Source organism: Agarivorans sp. Z349TD_8, from assembly GCF_050870825.2.
Classification (GTDB): Bacteria; Pseudomonadota; Gammaproteobacteria; order Enterobacterales; family Celerinatantimonadaceae; genus Agarivorans.
On the sequence record NZ_CP194037.2, the window covers coordinates 1,986,013 to 2,002,322 of the forward strand.

Here is a 16,310-nt window from a genome sequence, read left to right on the forward strand (position 1 = left end):
GCAATTGGATTATCCCATCTCATAGTCTATCGGATCGGTGACTTGATTTAAGTGAAAGGCTTCTAGTCTTTCCTGACAGGCGCCACACTTACCGCAGGCTTGCTCTCTGCCATTATAGCAAGTCCATGTTTTGCTATAATCTAGTTTCATCGCTAAGCCATCTGCTAGGATTTCTACTTTGGATAGTTCTAGGTAGGGGCTTATTACCTCAACTGCCTGATAGTTGGCGATAAGACTAACATCATTCATTTTTTTGACGAATTCTGGACGGCAGTCAGGGTAGATGGCATGGTCTCCAGAATGCGCGCCGTAAAAGACTTTTTTCGCACCGATTGAAACGGCATAAGCTATTGCTAACGACAGTAAAATCATGTTGCGGTTAGGGACCACTGTCGATTTCATGGATTCTTCTTGATAATTGCCTTCCGGTATATCGATGTCTGAAGTGAGCGAAGAGCCAGCAAGTAACTGATTGATACTACTAATATCGACAATCTTATGGTCAATTGCTAAGTCTGAGCAAACATTTTTGGCAAAGTCGAGCTCTTTGAGATGGCGTTGTCCATAATTAAAGCTTAAGGCATAAGCTTGTAAGCCTTGCTGTAAAGTTTTATGCAGCACGGTATAAGAATCCATTCCACCAGAATAGATAACAACGGCTTTTTCTTTCATTGTTTGCTCTTTAAAATGTGTTTTAATACAGAGTTAGATTCTCGCTTATTATCTATTAGGATACAAATGTCGCAACGCTATTTACCGATCAATGAAATTTTTGAAACCATTCAAGGAGAAGGTTACTACACTGGCGTTCCCGCTATATTTATTCGTTTGCAAGGATGCGATGTTGGTTGTTCGTGGTGCGATACAAAGCATACTTGGGGGTTTGAACCCTCACAACAGTGCGAGTTTGGTGAGATTATCGGTGTGTCTGGGGATAAGCCGCGTTGGGCCAATGCTTCTGTAGAGAACTTAGTGGCACAATTACAAACGTATTCGGCAACGCATGTGGTGCTTACTGGTGGTGAGCCCTGTATTTATGATTTGAGAGACCTTTGTGAACGCTTGTTACAACGTTCTTATACGGTGCAAGTTGAAACCAGTGGCACTTACCCTATTTTAGTTAGTAGCAAGGCTTGGGTCACTGTATCTCCCAAAGTGGCGATGCAAGGAGGCAAGCCTATCCTTGAGCAAGCTTTGTTGCGGGCTGATGAAATAAAGCATCCCGTGGCCAGAGAAAAAGATATTGAGAATTTGCATGAATTGTTGTCTGGCGTGTCTGGTGATAAAGATTTGACGATTTGTTTGCAACCTATAAGCCAACAAGCTCGTGCCACTCAATTATGCATTCAAACTTGTATTAAGAATAACTGGCGTTTGTCATTACAAACCCATAAATATCTGGGAATAGATTAATCTGTCTATTGTTACTTTCTAATTAAATAAATTTCAGCGTAATTAAGGATTATTATGGCTATATTGGTTACTGGTGGTGCCGGATATATTGGCAGTCATACTGTCGTTGAGTTATTGACCCAAGGTGAAGAGGTTATTGTGGTCGATAATTTGTGTAACTCACATCTTGCCGCACTCGACCGAGTGGAGCAAATAACAACAAAAAGACCTATTTTCTATCAACTTGATGTTATGGATAAATCGGCATTAGATGCCGTTTTTAGTAAGCATGATATTAGTGCGGTTATTCATTTTGCAGGCTTAAAAGCAGTGGGGGAATCGACAACGATACCCTTGCATTATTATCAAAATAATGTATCAGGAACCTTAACTTTATGTGAAGTGATGGCAAAGTATCAGGTTAAAAATTTAGTATTTAGTTCTTCTGCGACGGTATATGGCGACCCACACGAGGTTCCCATCTTAGAAAGTTTTCCGACTGGTGCGACAAATCCTTATGGTCGTTCTAAATTGATAGTAGAGCAAATGTTAGGGGATTTATATGCGTCAGACAATAGTTGGAATATTGCTTTGTTACGCTATTTTAATCCAGTTGGTGCACATCCATCGGGTTTAATCGGTGAGGATCCAAATGGTATCCCTAATAATTTGGTGCCTTATATTACGCAGGTTGCAGTGGGTCGCCTAGCACAATTGAGTGTCTTTGGTGATGATTATGATACCGTTGATGGTACTGGGGTGCGTGATTATATTCATGTGGTTGATTTGGCCAAGGGGCACTTGAAGGCGCTTACGAAGTTAGCAACTAAACCTGGGTTAGTCACCTATAATTTGGGCACGGGACAAGGCTATAGCGTGCTGGAAATGATTAAAGCTTTTGAAGCAGTCTCAGGTGTGACGATCAACTATCAAATTTCAGCTCGTCGTCCCGGAGATATTGCGAAGTGTTACTCTGATCCGAGTCTGGCCAAACAACAGTTGGATTGGCAAGCAGAATTAACCTTGGATAATATGGCTGAAGATTCTTGGCGCTGGCAGCAAGCAAATCCGCAAGGATTTAGTGCTTAACTATAATAAATAAAAGCGAGCTTTAAAGCTCGCTTTTCAATTACTTAAATAAGGAAATCCGCTTTGGTTTTGCCTTCATTTTTAATCGCTTTTTGAATCGGTGAAGGTGTGCGGCCTTGTCCGGTCCAAGTTTTCTCTTCGCCATTTTCGTCTACGAATTTATATTTTGCAGGTAATGGCTCGCGTTTTTTTCTTTCTTTAACGGGAGCTTGTTCAATCATCGATAATAATTCATTCGGATCGATGCCATCTTGTTCTAGTAAGGCTTTGTATTTTTCTAATTTTTCTTGTTTTTCTCGTTGTTGCTGTTCTTCTTCAGCGCGAACTTGGTAACGTTCATCTAAAATAGATTTAAGCTTGTTGTAGCTTTCTTCTATCTGTTCAATTGATAATTCTTTAGTCGCCGCTTTCAGGCTTCTAGCATTTAAAAATACTTTGATAAAATCGGTCATGTTTGTCCCGCTTATATTAATTAGCTTTATTTAATCGACATCTAAATTTTAATTAGATCTATGCGCTTGTCAATTATGTCTTTATAAATAATGAAATGAATATTTAAATAGGTCGCTTTTTCCTTTTAAAGTTTAGGTTGAAAATTCTGTATATAAGGGTAAAATCCAGCTCCTAACGCTAGTATGTAGAGGTGCTCTGACCAAAAGTAGTGCAAAATGGGGTGATGCCATTGGTTTTGTACAAAAGGGGTCAGTGCCGAAGTAATAGGTGCTATCAACGCCGATTGCTGGTGCAGTATTTAATAGATGCTGCATTGTCATAGTAAAAACTATGGAGAGCTACAGGGTTTTTAGCTGCATCAAGTGCGGCGGGCTCGGTTTGCTCTCAGAAATAATAGACCGAGAAGCCATGCAAACACTTTCTTATTCAGATTCTTTATTGTCAATTTTGCCGCCAACTATTGCCTTATTAGTGGCGCTAATAACCCGTCGCGTTATTACCGCCCTATGCTGTGGTATTTTAAGTGGTGCATATTTGCTCAGTGACTACTCCATTAATGATAGTTTTGTTTATCTATCTCAACTAGCTGTAGGCTTGGTTTGGGATGAGGGCGAAGCTAATTTCTGGAATTTGCAAATCATTCTGTTTTTATTATTGCTGGGGGGGATGACCAGTTTAATGAGTGCAGCTGGCTCCACTCAAGCCTTTGCCGAATGGGCAAAACGAAGAATTAAAACTCAGCGCCATGCCACCATCGCCACTGCTTTATTAAGCTTTGTGGTATTTGTGGATGACTACTTTCATAGTTTGGCGGTTGGCAGTGTCGCTCGTCCGCTCACCGATCAGGCGGGCGTCTCGCGCGCCAAGCTTGCTTATTTATTGGATTCTACTGCGGCGCCGGTATGTGTATTGATGCCTTTATCGAGTTGGGGCGCTTATATCATTGCTTTGGTTGGAGGCTTGTTAGTCAGTCATGGAATCACCAATATTACGCCCTTAGCGGCTTTTGCTACCATGATTCCCTTAAATTTTTATGCAGTTTTTGCTTTACTAATGGCCCTAACTGTCGCCTATTTTAATCTGAATATTGGTCCCATGAAGCAACATGAAGATGCGGCCGCGGCGGGGCAGTTATTTGACCCAGCCAAGGGCACGCCACCAGGCAGCATAAACCATGACTTTCAAGCGAGTAATGGCTCACCTTTAGGCTTGGTATTACCGATCATCATATTAACGTTGGTCACTTTTAGCTGTTTTGTTGTAACTGGTGCAGCAACGATTGAATCGCAGGTCTCCTTTAGCCTGTTACTGGCATTGGAAAATACAGATGTTACTTTATCGCTGGTGATTGGAGGTGCTGCCGCATTGTTGCTAAGTATGGGCTTTGCTGCCAAACAGAGTTTAAGCCTGCAGCAGATTATTAATGCTCTCTGGCTTGGTATTAAAGCGATGAGCCCGGCGATTGCTATTCTGTTGTTTGCTTGGTCAATTAGTGGTGTGATTGGTGATATTGAGACGGGTAAATACTTGGCCTCGAGACTCACTGGTTCGATAGATCCAAGCATGTTACCAGTGTTGCTGTTTATTCTTGCTGGTGTGATGGCTTTTGCTACGGGTACCAGCTGGGGGACATTTGGTATTATGCTGCCCATTGCTGCAGACATGGCGGTGGCCAGTGATGTGAGTCTCATATTGCCGATGTTGTCGGCGGTGTTAGCTGGGGCGGTTTTTGGTGATCATTGCTCGCCGATTTCGGATACCACTATTTTGTCATCGACAGGTGCTGCCTGTCATCATTTAGACCATGTGGCGACTCAACTTCCCTATGCTTTATTAGTTGCATTGATCAGCATTGCTAGTTACATCGTGATGGGAATCACCGGAAATGTGATGGCGGCCTTATCGATTGGTCTAGGCTTATTTGCTATCTCCACCGCGGGTTTATATTATCTGCAGCAAACACCTGTCAAAGCTTAAAGGCTAGGCAGATCGAACAATAATTTTAGGGACTTTGTTGTAGATGGCTTCATTACATTTTAAATATGCGGCAATGAATTCGGGAAAATCGACTCAATTAATTCAGGCTCATTTTAATTATCAGGAGCGAGGCATGAACCCATTGGCTTTGCTTCCTGCAATGGATACAAGAGATGGTGAAGGGATCATCAAGGCTCGAGTCGGCTTGTCACTGCGTGCCGAAACTTTTTGCACACAACAAGATCTGTTTGAATTAGTACTGACTAAACAGCGCCAACAGTCTTTAGATGTGGTGATAGTTGACGAAGGGCAGTTTTTAAGTCGCGCTCAAGTCTACCAACTTGCAAACGTTGTTGATGAGCTAAATATACCAGTCATGGTTTATGGTTTGAAAACGGACTTTTTAGGGGAGTTGTTTGAGGGGGCTTATCATCTGTTATGCTTGGCAGATAAACTTGAGGAACTGAAAAGTATTTGTTGGTGCGGCAACAAAGGGCATTTCAACGCCAGAATAGATCTCAATGGACAGGTGGTTCATGAAGGTAAACAGATCGAAATTGGTGGTAATGAGCGTTATGTCTCTTTATGTCGTAAGCATTTTATTCAAGGGAATGCGGGAGAGCATTAAGGCTTATTGATCTTTGGTGGGTCATTTAGAGAGTGCGTCGTGGCAACGGCGCTCAGCAGATTTAAGTTCCATTAATACAACTTGAATATCTTCTAATTGCTGCAATAAGCTGTGTTTTCTCGATTTTATTTTTTCGATCAATTGCAATACCTCATCACTGTTATTTAGTTTGGCATCGTAAAGATTAAATAATTCTCTGATTTCACTTAGCGAAAATCCTAAACGTTTACCTCTTAAAGTGAGTTTGAGTCTTAATTTGTCATGTTTGTTATAGAGACGTTTGTTGCCAAGGCGCTGTGGCTCAAGCAATCCTTGGTCTTCATAATAACGAATACTGCGGGTACTAATGGCAAATTCTTTGGCAAGTTCACTTATGGTAAATAATGTTGAGCTACGACTCATGTTTCCTCTGTTAACGGTTACTTTTCGAGGGGAATTAACGGGCTTGCTCAAGCCTCAGTAAAAGGTAGCCAGACTTAACTGACTACCTAAATTTAAATGTCTAGAAGCTATGGTTATATTGCATCGCAAAGATGTAAGCATCGCCTTTTGAGATAAATTCTACACCTTCTTCGTTAAAGCCACCTTCTTTACCTTGTATATAAGTAAACCCGGTATCGAAGCTACTGTACTCACTTAAGCTATAGGTAAATCCTAGTCCGTAATTGTAGCGATCATTATCGGGGATGCTGATGGTTTTATGAGTGCGCGAAGGACTTTGGTCGTAAGCCATTCCTGCGCGTAACTGCCATTGTGGGTTCAGGTACCAAGTGCCACCCAGTGCAAGTCGATAAGAGTTACTAAACTTCTCGTCTTTTTGCAACATCGTCGTGCCTTCAGAGTTGGTTGCTCTGATCTCCTGAAAGGTGCTCCAACCGGTCCATAAGTAGCTGTAATGAATTGCAAAGGCCTGATTTAATCGGTGATATCCAGAGAATTCAAAAATGTCGGGCAGGTTCAGGGTGAGCTCTCCCGGGATCACTTGTCCCCCAGTACCATAGGGGTTACTACTTAAGCCTTCAGGGATCTCTGAAAAGTAATCCCCGTCAAAGTCCAAGTCGACTTTAGAACGATAACTCACTCCAAAACGGTGGTCTTGATTAATTTCCCACATTGCACCAATGTTCCAGCCATACCCCCAACCATCACCCTCTACTGAGGCTGCGGTACCCGTCGCGGGAAAGGGACTACTACTACTGCCAAAGTTACGGATCAGCTTGGCGGTACCGTAAACAGCATTTACGCCGGCGCCAATGCTAAGCTGGGAATTAATTCGATAAGACACATTTGGGTTAAAGCTCATTGTCACCAGTTCGGTGTTACCACCGATCTTACCTGCAGCATAGTCACTGGGGTATTCGGTTGAAAGCCCAAAATTGGTAAATAGGCCAACTCCCCAAGCCCACTTGTCATTCAAGGGTTGAATGAAATATCCAGCAGGGACCAGTGCACTAGGAGCGACATCTTGATTGCTTAAGGCATTATCAAGACTAGCTACGCCATTGTTACCTTTTACATAAACGTCGGGCGAGATGTAGCTGAGCGCTCCAGATACGGCAATGCTGTCAAACATCGACATGGCTGCTGGATTACGAGCGAGAACTGCAGCATTGTCGGCGATTGCAGCTTCTCCGGCAAAAGCGCGGCCTAAACCGCTTGCGGAGTGTTCAACTAACTGAAAACCTGCCGCGTGTATCTGTGTTGCGGTTAGTGCACTTGATGCGGTGATAAGCGCGAGTGGCAATATCCTTATCTTCATCGTTTCCCTCTCTAATACGGCAAAAGTTTATCGTTATGGGTCTTGGTTAAGCTTTGCTTATCTATATTGCTCCATTTTTTCAGGCTAAAAACGGTTTAGCTGAACTTTTAAAGCAAACAAACACCGTGAATGATTGTTTGCTTAAGTCGCATTCTTCGACCCTACTTGCTCTGTTTTGTATCAAGCGCTGACAAACAGTTGCAAATAATCTCGAAAGATAAGCAGGCCTCTAGTGAGCTGACCTCTGACCAGATTAAGAGAAAATGAACAAAATGTTAAGCTGATGTTAATTGAGAATGTTAAAAGTTGGAGCTAACGCACAAAGTTAAACAAGTGTTTGATAATGATATTGGCCGATGTGGAGTGCTTGAGCTTGCCTCAATAAAAGAAATACTTCTAATAAAATAGTAAGTTAAGCTGAGTTCTCAGCTTAACTTGATGACTAAATCGATTGATTAAGGTCTTGAGTTAAAATTTCTACCGATTTTTCTATTGGTTCGTTGCGCTCACCAACCACGACTAAGCTGGCGTTTTGTAAGCGGGTGACGGTGCCGCGCATCTTTTTGTCAGCAAAATTTTCTTCCATCGCTAACTCTGTGGATTGAGGAACCACAAAGACATTAATGTTCGAGCCCATCTTGCCTTTCATCACCATATGAAAGGCTGGGCTGCCACCATAGGAGCAATGATTCACATAAACCACTTCACCGGGCAGTTGTTTAAAACTGGCTCCGTAGCGTTCAAGCTTGGCATTTACGGTTTGCAGGGATGGCTGCTCATCGACCCCGTTAATAAAGGGCATTTCTTCGTAAACATGGTTCAGGGCTATTTGCCCAATGTCTCCGGGAGCGGTTGTGTGCCAGTTTATCAAGCTAAAACTTAAACCCAGAACAAAGGCGACAGAGGCGGCCATTGCCATATGAAAGCGGGTTTTACGGCGGTAACGCGATTGTGAATCGTCAAAACTCTGGCGTAAAATGAGCCGTTCAGCAAGCCCTTCTGGAACCTCCACGTTGAAAGCTTGTTCCAGTTTATTTTCGAAGTGCTGCATTTCGTCATAAAGTTTTTTGTTTTTAGCCGTTTGATTGGCTTCCTGAATGAACGCTTCATCACGCTCACGAGGATTGGTATACAGCTGGCGGCGGAATTCTAGCTCATCCATTACTTTGTCCTCGATTTTGGTTATCTTCTAAGGCGTCTTTTAACTGATTACGCGCACGGAATAAGCGAGTCATAACGGTGTTCTTATTTAGCTCTAACATCTCGGCGATTTCATCTCCATTAAACCCGCCGATAAGTTGTAGTAGCAAAGGCTCTTTATATTCCGGTGCGAGTTTATCAATTTGTCGCCTTAACCACTCATTTTCAATTTGTTGCTCACTCGAAAGTGAGTGGGCATCAGCGACCGAATGGTCTTCAATATCCACTAAGTTCAATTGCTTACGTTCAAATCGGCGTGCATTTTCACGTCGCAATATAGTGATCAACCATGATTTAGCGGCCTTTTCATCCTTTAAACTATCGAGCGAACGCCATGCTCGGAGAAAAGTCTCTTGCACAATGTCTTCAGCGATATGTTTGTCACGAACTAACCAGTAGGCGTAACGGTATACATCTCGATTGTATGCCTGAACGAGGGCTTCATAACGTTTTTGTTTTGTTTGCATACCCGATACGACCGAGGTACTAGGATTTTTCTTTCGAAAAAAATTAATTTGCATGTAAATTCCTAGATAATACCTTACCTACTAATCTGTTATGATGACTCACAATAAAACATCCGAGGCTCATGTTATCGTCGCTCCAGTTTCCATGTAGATGGAGTGTTATAACTAAGGCTGACCGTAAAATAAAGGAAAATAGATGAAAACTAAGTTAGAAGAATCTAAAACTTGCTGTTGTGTCGATGTTGGCGCAGTGATTGATGGTGAAGACTGTAGTGTTGTGTTAGAAGAATTATTCGCCGATAAAGCTCAGGCAGAAAGTCGTTTAAATCTGCTGATTGAAAAGGCGCGTAAGGCAGAGTCAGATCCTTGTGAGATAACGAGTGAATTCACAGAAGTAGAAGGTGGTGTTCAACTTAATGCATCATTTACCTTCTGTTGTCAGGCAGAAAGCCTAATTTTTCAATTAGGCTTAAACCGCTAATTGTGATTCATGGATTGAGCGAGGCAAGTGATTGATGGGCTTGCTTTGCTTGATTTTCTAGCGTGTTTTTCATGGCTAAGCAACGCTGATAGTAGTCCTTTAAATCTAAGTCTGGTTGATTCTCTTTGCCCCAGTTGATCGCGCTTAGCTCTGCTTGTAGATCCGAAAACTGTTTTGTAAGCTGCTGTTGGCTTACCCAGCGATTTAACATCTGTTCGGCTAGTTGTGTTTGATTTTGTTGGCAGTACGAGCTAAAGCTTGACCATGAGTCTGAGGGCTGCTCTTTGGCTTGAGTGTGTCGGTCTTTAGAGACCTTATGCTTATGACTCTGTGGTTGATAACGCCACCAAATGAAAATGAGCGCAGCGAGGGTGCTTAACCACGCCAAGGCAAAGAACCAAGTCCATAATGATGTCTTACTCGCTCGCTCGTCGCCCTGCGCTGTGGTGATGGCGCTGGTCGTGCTTGCGGGTGGCATCGAGTTAAGTTGGCTACTCATTGGTGCTGGACTCACTTTAATTTCTCGTTTCTCAATTTCAGCATAGGCGAGCTTATCTTTACTTAGGTCCCACCACGGCAGCTTCCATGCGGGTAGCGTTAATTGGCCACTATTGATGGGGATGAGCGCTACGTGCAGGGTACGCTGCGCAAAAACGATGCCGTCTTTAACGATGGTTCTATCTTGATAGGGTTCGGGGTATACCCGAAAATTATCACCATAATCGAGTTCAATCTCTGGGAGTTGTTTTTCGGTGATACCAGCGACGGTGAGATTAATGATCCGAGTAAAGGCCTGGCCTTGTTGGTAGTCACTTTGTAGCGGCTGAACTTCTTCGCTGAGTAGCAAATCGCTGGACGGTAGCCAAGTTCCAGGAAAGTTAGCTGGCGGCGGGTTTACCTTGAGTGACAGGTTTTGCGCTGCAATATCAATAGGTCTGGTACGATAGTTTCCATCATTAACCAAGCCGCTTAAATGTGCCCCTTTGATGTCAAATTGACCTGCCTTTTCTGGGGTGATCAGCCATTGGCGGATCAAGGTTCGATAGCGTTTTCCATCGACGATTTCTAAGTCTTGTTTGTCATCCCCTAGTTTGTCTATTTTAGCGTTTAGCATGTTAGGGGCAATAATGTTGGCTTGGTCTAAACTATTCGCGACCCAAATTTTACTGGTGTAGCGAACCGGTTGTCCTAAGTAGACTTGGTGTTGGTCGATGCTGACCTCCATGCGCACTTGGTCGTTACTGGGGTCTAGTTTGTCGATAACTTTAGCTTTTAACTTAATTGGGATGGTCGCTTGTCCGCCAATCGTAAAGGAAGGGATCAAATAACTACCTTCTTCACGCACCAACAGGGTGGTAGTCCAGCGGGTTTGGGTGGAAGACTTACCGTTAATACTGGTGTGTTGGCGGCCAGTTGCGGTGCTACCTACCACAAAGTTTTGTCTGAGCAAGACCGACGGGTCAAACTCGTTAACTGGCAGAGTATCATCGGCAACAACCTCTAAAGTAAAGGCTTGGCCAACTGCCACTGGGTTTTGACTGACTGAGGCGGTGACTTTAGTGGTGGCATAACTGCTAAAGCTAAGTAAAAGAGTGAATAGTAAACTGAGCGCTTTCACTTACCAATTCTCCTGATTGTTGCTGGGTTGGCGACGACGTTTTTGATATTCGAGGTACATTTTGTTTCGTAGCAGCAAACTGGGATCATTGGGGAGTGTATTGAGCCATTGCTGTAACTCTTTTTGGTCGAGCGTTGCTTGGTCTTGGGCATTTGTCGGATGAGCCTGCTGCGCTGTTGATGTTTCTGTTGGTTGTTCTTCACTGGCTGGTTGCTCTGCTGCGGACTGTTGGGGCGAGTCTTGGTCCGCCTGTTGTGGTTCTTGTTCTGTTTGTTGCGCGGCAGTTTGTTGTTCGGTCGATTCTGATTCTGAGGAAGACGAGGACTGTTGCGGCGTTTGTTCAGACGACTGCTGCTGGGCCCGCTCTGAGTCTTGAGCTTGCTGGTCTGAGTGTTGTGCCGATTGTTGCTGTGGCGACGGTTTAGATTGCTCAGAATCTTGCTGTTGCTGTTGCTGTTGCTGTTGCTGTTGCTGTTGCTGTTGCTGTTGCTGTTGCTGTTGCTGTTGCTTTAATTTTTCTATTAAAGCCTTATTTTCGGCCGCTTCAGGGAATTTAGGCTGCAAACTTAAGGCTTGCTGATAGGCGTTAATGGCTTGTTGATAATCACCCAATTGGGCAAGCGCATTACCTTGATTAAACCAGCCTGTGGCGCTATGGTCTTGCGCAAATAGCTGTTGGGCTTGCTGATATTTCCCGGCTTTGTAGAGTGCCGAAGCTTGCCATTGTGGATCGCGAAATTGTTCTGCGGCTTGCTGATAGTCACCTTGCTCGAAAGCCTGTTGTGCTTGTTGAGCTTGATTTTGCCATAATTCGATAGCGAAACTGGTTTTGGGCACGCCCAAGCAGGTGATGAATAAACAAACCAAAAGTAGGTCTGCGCGCCGGAGGTTGAGCAACAGCAATAACATGATTAACGGCAATAGCAGATAGCCAATATCTTTGCGGCCTTGCGTTTGTTGCTTAGCACTTTGCTGTGAGTTCGCTTCTCGGTGACGTAAGGATGCTAAATGTTCAATGTCGCTATTATCGGCACTGATAAATTGGCAAATACCGCCAGTTTGCTGGCATAAGGGGAGGAAGTTTTCGGCCTTTATTTCTGGGATCACAATGCTGCCGTATTGATCCTTAAGCATGCTGCCGTCTTCTAAGGGAATGGGGGCGCCTTGTTCGGTGCCTACCGCCAACATCGAAAAACGCAAGTGCTGTTTTTTTAGTATGTTCAGACTATTTTGTATTTGCTGTTCACTTAGACCATCGCCAACTACCACCACATCACCTTGGTCATATCCCGCTTGCTGGATCAATTCGGCAGCTTTACTTAAAGCAAGGGGCAGCATGGAGCCATGCACTGGCATTAATTCTGGTTTTAAATGTGGCACCAAGTTGGCTAAGGTATTGCTATCACTACTCAAGGGGCTCAGCACAAAAGCATCGCCAGCGTAGGCGATTAAAGCGGTCTCGCCGTCTCGCCATTGTTTGAGTAGATCGAGGGCTTTAAACTTCGCTAGTTCGACCCGGTCGGGTTTTACGTCACGGGCGCGCATCGAGTAGGACATATCCATAATTAATACCCGGGCGCTGCCATCTCGATAGAGCGGGATATTATCTGTCACGATACTGGGTCCAGAGAGACTGATAATAATGCAGCCCAATAGACTCGCTAAATGCCATTGTGAGTGTTTTGTATGGCTGGGTTTACTGAGTAAGTATTTCGCCATACCGGGGCTCAGTAGTTGTCCCCAAGCCGATGATTCTCGACGTTGTTTGTTGATTAACAATCCCAGTAATATGGGACTAAGCAGTAACCACTCGGGGCGTAAAAAGCTAAGTGACCACACTAATTTGGCTCCTTGAAGTGAAAGCGGCGATTGAATATTGGACGGGCCAGCATTGCCAACAATAGGATGATCACAAAGGCAAGCGGCCAATAATATAACTCGTACTGTGGCCGGTAATATTGCTGAGCTTCAGAGATTGGATTGAGTGCGCCAATGGTTTGATAAATTTTCGCCAAATCTTCGCTGCTGCGTGCGCGATAGTATTTACCGCCAGTGAGTTTGGCGATTTGTTGCAGGGTGGCTTCGTCTAAGTCATGCGAAGGATTGACTTTACGTGTTCCAAACAAAGTTTGTTGGTAGAGTTCGTCGGCACCAATACCAATGGTATAAATCACCACTTTGTTTTTTGCTGCAATTTCAGCCGCTTGTATAGGCTCAACGGTGCCTGAAGTATTTTGGCCATCGGTTAGCAAAATTAATATCCGCTGTTCCGCGGGATGATCCATGAGTTGCTTGATGCCTTGACCAATCCCCTCGCCGATGGCGGTTCTATCACCCACTAAACCATGAACTAGCTCATCGACTTGAGTAAGTAAGGAATCTAAATCGAAGCTTAAGGGGGAGGCGAGGTAGGCGTGGTCTGCGAATAAAATCATGCCAATTCGGTCACCATGGCGCTGATCAATGAATTCTTTTAATAGGTGTTTTACGACCGTTAAACGGTCTACGCTTTGCCCCTGTAATTGCATATCTTGTACTTGCATGCTTCCCGACATGTCTACCGACAATAGTAGGTCTCGACCTTGTTCGTTAATCCCTTGCGTTTGTTCATCTAACCAAACCGGACGGGCGAGGGCGACCACTAAGCAGCACCATACCAGCCATTTAACGCCTCGCTTTAAGCGGGAGATTTGCGGCTGGAATACCACTTGTGTTTGGGCATATGGAAGGCTGGTATTGAGCAGCTGTTCCACTTGACCTTGTTGCTGGGCTGGTCGATTTCGCTCGATCAGCCATAACAGTGGTAAACATAGGAAGGCATAGGGCCACAGGAATTCAAACATTACTCGCCTCTTTACGACTGGCTTGGTTGGTGATTCCCAAAGGGGGTGAGATTTTACCTGTCAATAAAGTTGCCCAACTGAGCGGAGGAGCAACGTGTTTTAACCAGTACTCACATAAGTGCAGGGTTGCAGGTTCCAAAGCGATGGTTTCTGCGGTATAGAGTTGTCGCTGCCATTCAGCCTCTAAGGCGGTAAACTTACCGGGGGCGCGGGTGAGTTTGCTATCTAAGAAAGCTAACCAAGCCTGGCCAGTGAGAGAGGCGACCTGATGTCGTGGAAAATAACTAAGGGCCACCCGCTTCATTAGGATATTTAGCTGGACCAAATCGATGCTGGGATAGCTTTTTAATTCACGCAGCGCGGTTCGGCGCGTGCTGGTGAGTGTCCAATAGCGCCAGCTAATGAATAATAGGAGCGCTAAAACTACCAGACTTAAGCCTGCGACCAACCACCAACCAACAGCGGGTAAACCGGTTTCCAATTGGCTGGGCAAAATAATATCTTTGAGTGCGGCGAGGGGATTGTATTGCTCAGGCATAGTCTTGCCACTCTAAGGCTGTTGAAAAGTGCTGATGAGGAATTCGAGCTTGCTGTAACATGGCTTGAATGTGTTGCTGGCGTTGACTCGCTCGCTGTTGATATTGCTCCCGAAAGGCTTTGTTATTTGGCTGCAGGTAAGCACTCGAAAGCCCTCGGTTCACTTTTAATTGTTGAGCGCCAGATGTGCTGGGTAGGGCTTGCTCCAGTGGATCGCTGATTTGCCAGGCAAATACTTGATTGTGGTTAGACAAACGTTGGAGTTGCAGCGCGGCGTCTTGGTCAAAGTGATAAAAGTCGCTGATAAGATGCACCTGATAACCAGTTTTAACTAGCTGGCATAGGGTGTCTAGGCTCGTATTCGGTTCCGACGGCGCTAATTGGGCGTGATTGAGCTGTTCAAATTGATGATTGTGTTGCTGGCAGATCACTTGCAATTGATTCAACCAGTGGCTTTTACTGGCGGCGGGTTTTTCATTGTGGCTGTGTTGCCCAAGATGCAACATCATGGCTACTCGCTCACCTAGGCCTTGGGCATACCAGCCCAAACAGGCAGCCAGTTCACTGGCAAATACTGACTTTAATTTATTGCCGCTGCCAAAATACATTGAATGCGATAGATCTAAGAAAATAAACACCGGATGTTCACGATCTTCCCTAAACAGCTTGGTATGAGTCTTCCCCGTTCGTGCAGTCACTCGCCAGTCGATACAGCGAATATCATCGCCCGGTTGATAATGCCGAACTTCATCAAACTCCATGCCTCGTCCGCGAACCTTGCTTAAGCGGTTGCCATGGCGATGACTGGTAATCTGCCGCCATGGCGGCAGGTTGAGATGCAGGGCGCGGGCCTCAATTAACTGCTCAATTGCCAATGTCACCGGTGACTGACGATTGATTTTATTCATTAAGCAAAGGCCACCAATTCGAGTAAACGAGCAATGACAGTATCGGCTTGGATCCCTTTTGCCTGTGCTTGATAGCTGAGTAATAAGCGATGTCTAAGCACTGGGTAGGCGAGTTGTTGGATATCTTCTGGGCTGACAAAATCTCTTCCGTGTAACCAAGCTCGTGCTCTGGCGGCTCTGGCGAGGGCAATACTGGCTCGCGGACTGGCACCAAATTCCAACCATTGACTAAATTCGTCGGTATAGCGTTCTGGTTGGCGAGTTGCGACCACTAAGTCAACAATATATTGAGTGAGGGAGGGGGCGATATGCACTTCGAGAATAGCACGACGCAGGGCAAATAGTTTTTGCTGGGTGAGTGCTTCTGGTTGACGCAGATGAACCTGCTTGGCTTCACGCTCGGTGAGCTGCAAAATTTTCAATTCTGTTTCTGCATCAGGATAGCTCAAGCATAACTTAAACATAAAACGGTCGAGTTGCGCTTCGGGAAGCGGGTAGGTCCCTTCTTGCTCAATCGGGTTTTGGGTGGCCATCACCATGAATAACTTCGGTAGCGCATAGCTTTTACTGCCTACGGTGATTTGTTGTTCAGCCATGGCTTCTAACAATGCCGATTGCACCTTAGCAGGGGCCCGGTTAATTTCATCGGCGAGCACTAAATTATGGAAAATAGGCCCTTTTTGAAAACTGAAGCTCGCGGTTTCTGGATGAAAAATGTCGGTACCAGTTAAATCTGCGGGTAATAAATCAGGAGTAAATTGAACCCGGTGAAAGTCACCTTCAATACACTCCGATAAGGCTTTGACAGCTCGGGTCTTTGCCAGTCCTGGAGGGCCTTCAACCAGTATGTGACCATCGGCGAGTAGGGCGATAAGTAGTTGATCAATAAACTCTGTTTGGCCAACAATGCTTTGATTAAGATAATCGCGAATGGCTGATAAATTGTTATTGCTCATTG

At 44.7% G+C, this 16,310-nt stretch carries 17 protein-coding genes and 1 riboswitch; of the genes, 5 read left to right on the forward strand and 12 right to left on the reverse strand.

Going from position 1 to position 16,310, the window contains the following annotated elements; translation table 11 throughout:
• Nucleotides 1-9: 9 nt before the first annotated feature.
• Entirely contained in the window at nt 10-672 is a 663-nt protein-coding gene (gene queC, locus ACRRS1_RS09060) for a 7-cyano-7-deazaguanine synthase QueC (protein ID WP_432459180.1), read from the reverse strand.
• Between the two features lie 66 nt (nt 673-738).
• On the opposite strand from queC, the gene queE reads away from it, so the two are divergent.
• Complete coding sequence (gene queE, locus ACRRS1_RS09065; RefSeq protein WP_432459182.1) at nt 739-1,413, forward strand: 7-carboxy-7-deazaguanine synthase QueE; 675 nt, start codon at nt 739-741, stop codon at nt 1,411-1,413.
• Between the two features lie 54 nt (nt 1,414-1,467).
• Nucleotides 1,468-2,481, forward strand: coding sequence for a UDP-glucose 4-epimerase GalE (galE, locus tag ACRRS1_RS09070; RefSeq protein ID WP_432453495.1), 1,014 nt, complete (start codon nt 1,468-1,470; stop codon nt 2,479-2,481).
• 44 nt (nt 2,482-2,525) lie between these two features.
• On the opposite strand, the gene ACRRS1_RS09075 is transcribed toward galE, so the two are convergent.
• On the reverse strand, nt 2,526-2,933 hold the full coding sequence (locus ACRRS1_RS09075; protein WP_432453494.1) for an H-NS family histone-like protein: 408 nt from the start codon (nt 2,931-2,933) through the stop codon (nt 2,526-2,528).
• Nucleotides 2,934-3,111: 178 nt separating this feature from the next.
• A riboswitch (Lysine riboswitch) is annotated at nt 3,112-3,283 on the forward strand.
• 59 nt (nt 3,284-3,342) lie between these two features.
• On the opposite strand from ACRRS1_RS09075, the gene ACRRS1_RS09080 reads away from it, so the two are divergent.
• Nucleotides 3,343-4,911 (forward strand): Na+/H+ antiporter NhaC family protein, encoded by a 1,569-nt coding sequence (locus ACRRS1_RS09080; protein ID WP_432453493.1) that lies wholly within the window; start codon nt 3,343-3,345, stop codon nt 4,909-4,911.
• A 43-nt stretch (nt 4,912-4,954) separates the two neighbouring features.
• Entirely contained in the window at nt 4,955-5,539 is a 585-nt protein-coding gene (locus ACRRS1_RS09085; RefSeq protein ID WP_432453492.1) for a thymidine kinase, read from the forward strand.
• A 21-nt stretch (nt 5,540-5,560) separates the two neighbouring features.
• Here ACRRS1_RS09085 and ACRRS1_RS09090 read toward each other — a convergent pair whose 3' ends face one another.
• The 4 genes from ACRRS1_RS09090 to ACRRS1_RS09105 all read right to left on the reverse strand — a co-directional run bounded on the left by ACRRS1_RS09090 (nt 5,561) and on the right by ACRRS1_RS09105 (nt 9,019).
• Complete coding sequence (locus ACRRS1_RS09090; protein WP_432453491.1) at nt 5,561-5,941, reverse strand: MerR family transcriptional regulator; 381 nt, start codon at nt 5,939-5,941, stop codon at nt 5,561-5,563.
• Nucleotides 5,942-6,041: 100 nt separating this feature from the next.
• Entirely contained in the window at nt 6,042-7,298 is a 1,257-nt protein-coding gene (locus ACRRS1_RS09095) for an outer membrane protein transport protein (RefSeq protein ID WP_432467945.1), read from the reverse strand.
• Nucleotides 7,299-7,740: 442 nt separating this feature from the next.
• On the reverse strand, nt 7,741-8,460 hold the full coding sequence (locus ACRRS1_RS09100) for a DUF3379 domain-containing protein (protein WP_432453489.1): 720 nt from the start codon (nt 8,458-8,460) through the stop codon (nt 7,741-7,743).
• On the reverse strand, nt 8,453-9,019 hold the full coding sequence (locus ACRRS1_RS09105) for a sigma-70 family RNA polymerase sigma factor (RefSeq protein ID WP_432467944.1): 567 nt from the start codon (nt 9,017-9,019) through the stop codon (nt 8,453-8,455). Before ACRRS1_RS09105 ends, ACRRS1_RS09100 begins: the two co-directional genes overlap by 8 nt.
• Nucleotides 9,020-9,161: 142 nt before the next feature.
• Between ACRRS1_RS09105 and ACRRS1_RS09110 the strand changes: the two genes are divergently transcribed.
• Nucleotides 9,162-9,446: a YfcZ/YiiS family protein gene (locus ACRRS1_RS09110; RefSeq protein WP_432467942.1), complete on the forward strand. Its 285-nt coding sequence runs from the start codon at nt 9,162-9,164 to the stop codon at nt 9,444-9,446.
• Nucleotides 9,447-9,453: 7 nt separating this feature from the next.
• Here ACRRS1_RS09110 and ACRRS1_RS09115 read toward each other — a convergent pair whose 3' ends face one another.
• From ACRRS1_RS09115 to ACRRS1_RS09140, 6 genes are read right to left on the reverse strand one after another with little or no spacing between them, the layout of a single operon-like run.
• On the reverse strand, nt 9,454-11,064 hold the full coding sequence (locus ACRRS1_RS09115) for a BatD family protein (protein ID WP_432467940.1): 1,611 nt from the start codon (nt 11,062-11,064) through the stop codon (nt 9,454-9,456).
• Nucleotides 11,065-12,903, reverse strand: coding sequence for a vWA domain-containing protein (locus ACRRS1_RS09120; RefSeq protein WP_432467939.1), 1,839 nt, complete (start codon nt 12,901-12,903; stop codon nt 11,065-11,067).
• The gene (locus ACRRS1_RS09125; RefSeq protein ID WP_432453484.1) at nt 12,903-13,907 is read right to left on the reverse strand and encodes a VWA domain-containing protein; all 1,005 of its coding nucleotides are present in this window, start codon (nt 13,905-13,907) and stop codon (nt 12,903-12,905) included. The genes ACRRS1_RS09120 and ACRRS1_RS09125 overlap by 1 nt, the downstream gene beginning before the upstream one ends.
• The gene (locus tag ACRRS1_RS09130; protein ID WP_432467938.1) at nt 13,900-14,445 is read right to left on the reverse strand and encodes a DUF4381 domain-containing protein; all 546 of its coding nucleotides are present in this window, start codon (nt 14,443-14,445) and stop codon (nt 13,900-13,902) included. The genes ACRRS1_RS09125 and ACRRS1_RS09130 overlap by 8 nt, the downstream gene beginning before the upstream one ends.
• Nucleotides 14,438-15,352, reverse strand: a complete 915-nt coding sequence (locus ACRRS1_RS09135; protein WP_432459187.1) for a DUF58 domain-containing protein — start codon at nt 15,350-15,352, stop codon at nt 14,438-14,440. Before ACRRS1_RS09135 ends, ACRRS1_RS09130 begins: the two co-directional genes overlap by 8 nt.
• Nucleotides 15,352-16,308, reverse strand: a complete 957-nt coding sequence (locus ACRRS1_RS09140; RefSeq protein WP_432453481.1) for an AAA family ATPase — start codon at nt 16,306-16,308, stop codon at nt 15,352-15,354. Before ACRRS1_RS09140 ends, ACRRS1_RS09135 begins: the two co-directional genes overlap by 1 nt.
• Nucleotides 16,309-16,310 lie beyond the last annotated feature (2 nt).

Bases quoted from the DNA above. Each gene is read 5' to 3' on its own strand.
- queE (WP_432459182.1), top strand. From the start codon at position 739: ATGTCGCAACGCTATTTACCGATCAATGAAATTTTTGAAACCATTCAA.
- ACRRS1_RS09090 (WP_432453491.1), bottom strand. From the start codon at position 5,941: ATGAGTCGTAGCTCAACATTATTTACCATAAGTGAACTTGCCAAAGAA.
- galE (WP_432453495.1), top strand. From the start codon at position 1,468: ATGGCTATATTGGTTACTGGTGGTGCCGGATATATTGGCAGTCATACT.
- ACRRS1_RS09100 (WP_432453489.1), bottom strand. From the start codon at position 8,460: ATGGATGAGCTAGAATTCCGCCGCCAGCTGTATACCAATCCTCGTGAG.
- ACRRS1_RS09135 (WP_432459187.1), bottom strand. From the start codon at position 15,352: ATGAATAAAATCAATCGTCAGTCACCGGTGACATTGGCAATTGAGCAG.
- ACRRS1_RS09125 (WP_432453484.1), bottom strand. From the start codon at position 13,907: ATGTTTGAATTCCTGTGGCCCTATGCCTTCCTATGTTTACCACTGTTA.
- ACRRS1_RS09105 (WP_432467944.1), bottom strand. From the start codon at position 9,019: ATGCAAATTAATTTTTTTCGAAAGAAAAATCCTAGTACCTCGGTCGTA.
- ACRRS1_RS09080 (WP_432453493.1), top strand. From the start codon at position 3,343: ATGCAAACACTTTCTTATTCAGATTCTTTATTGTCAATTTTGCCGCCA.
- queC (WP_432459180.1), bottom strand. From the start codon at position 672: ATGAAAGAAAAAGCCGTTGTTATCTATTCTGGTGGAATGGATTCTTAT.
- ACRRS1_RS09095 (WP_432467945.1), bottom strand. From the start codon at position 7,298: ATGAAGATAAGGATATTGCCACTCGCGCTTATCACCGCATCAAGTGCA.
- ACRRS1_RS09085 (WP_432453492.1), top strand. From the start codon at position 4,955: ATGGCTTCATTACATTTTAAATATGCGGCAATGAATTCGGGAAAATCG.
- ACRRS1_RS09110 (WP_432467942.1), top strand. From the start codon at position 9,162: ATGAAAACTAAGTTAGAAGAATCTAAAACTTGCTGTTGTGTCGATGTT.
- ACRRS1_RS09140 (WP_432453481.1), bottom strand. From the start codon at position 16,308: ATGAGCAATAACAATTTATCAGCCATTCGCGATTATCTTAATCAAAGC.
- ACRRS1_RS09075 (WP_432453494.1), bottom strand. From the start codon at position 2,933: ATGACCGATTTTATCAAAGTATTTTTAAATGCTAGAAGCCTGAAAGCG.
- ACRRS1_RS09130 (WP_432467938.1), bottom strand. From the start codon at position 14,445: ATGCCTGAGCAATACAATCCCCTCGCCGCACTCAAAGATATTATTTTG.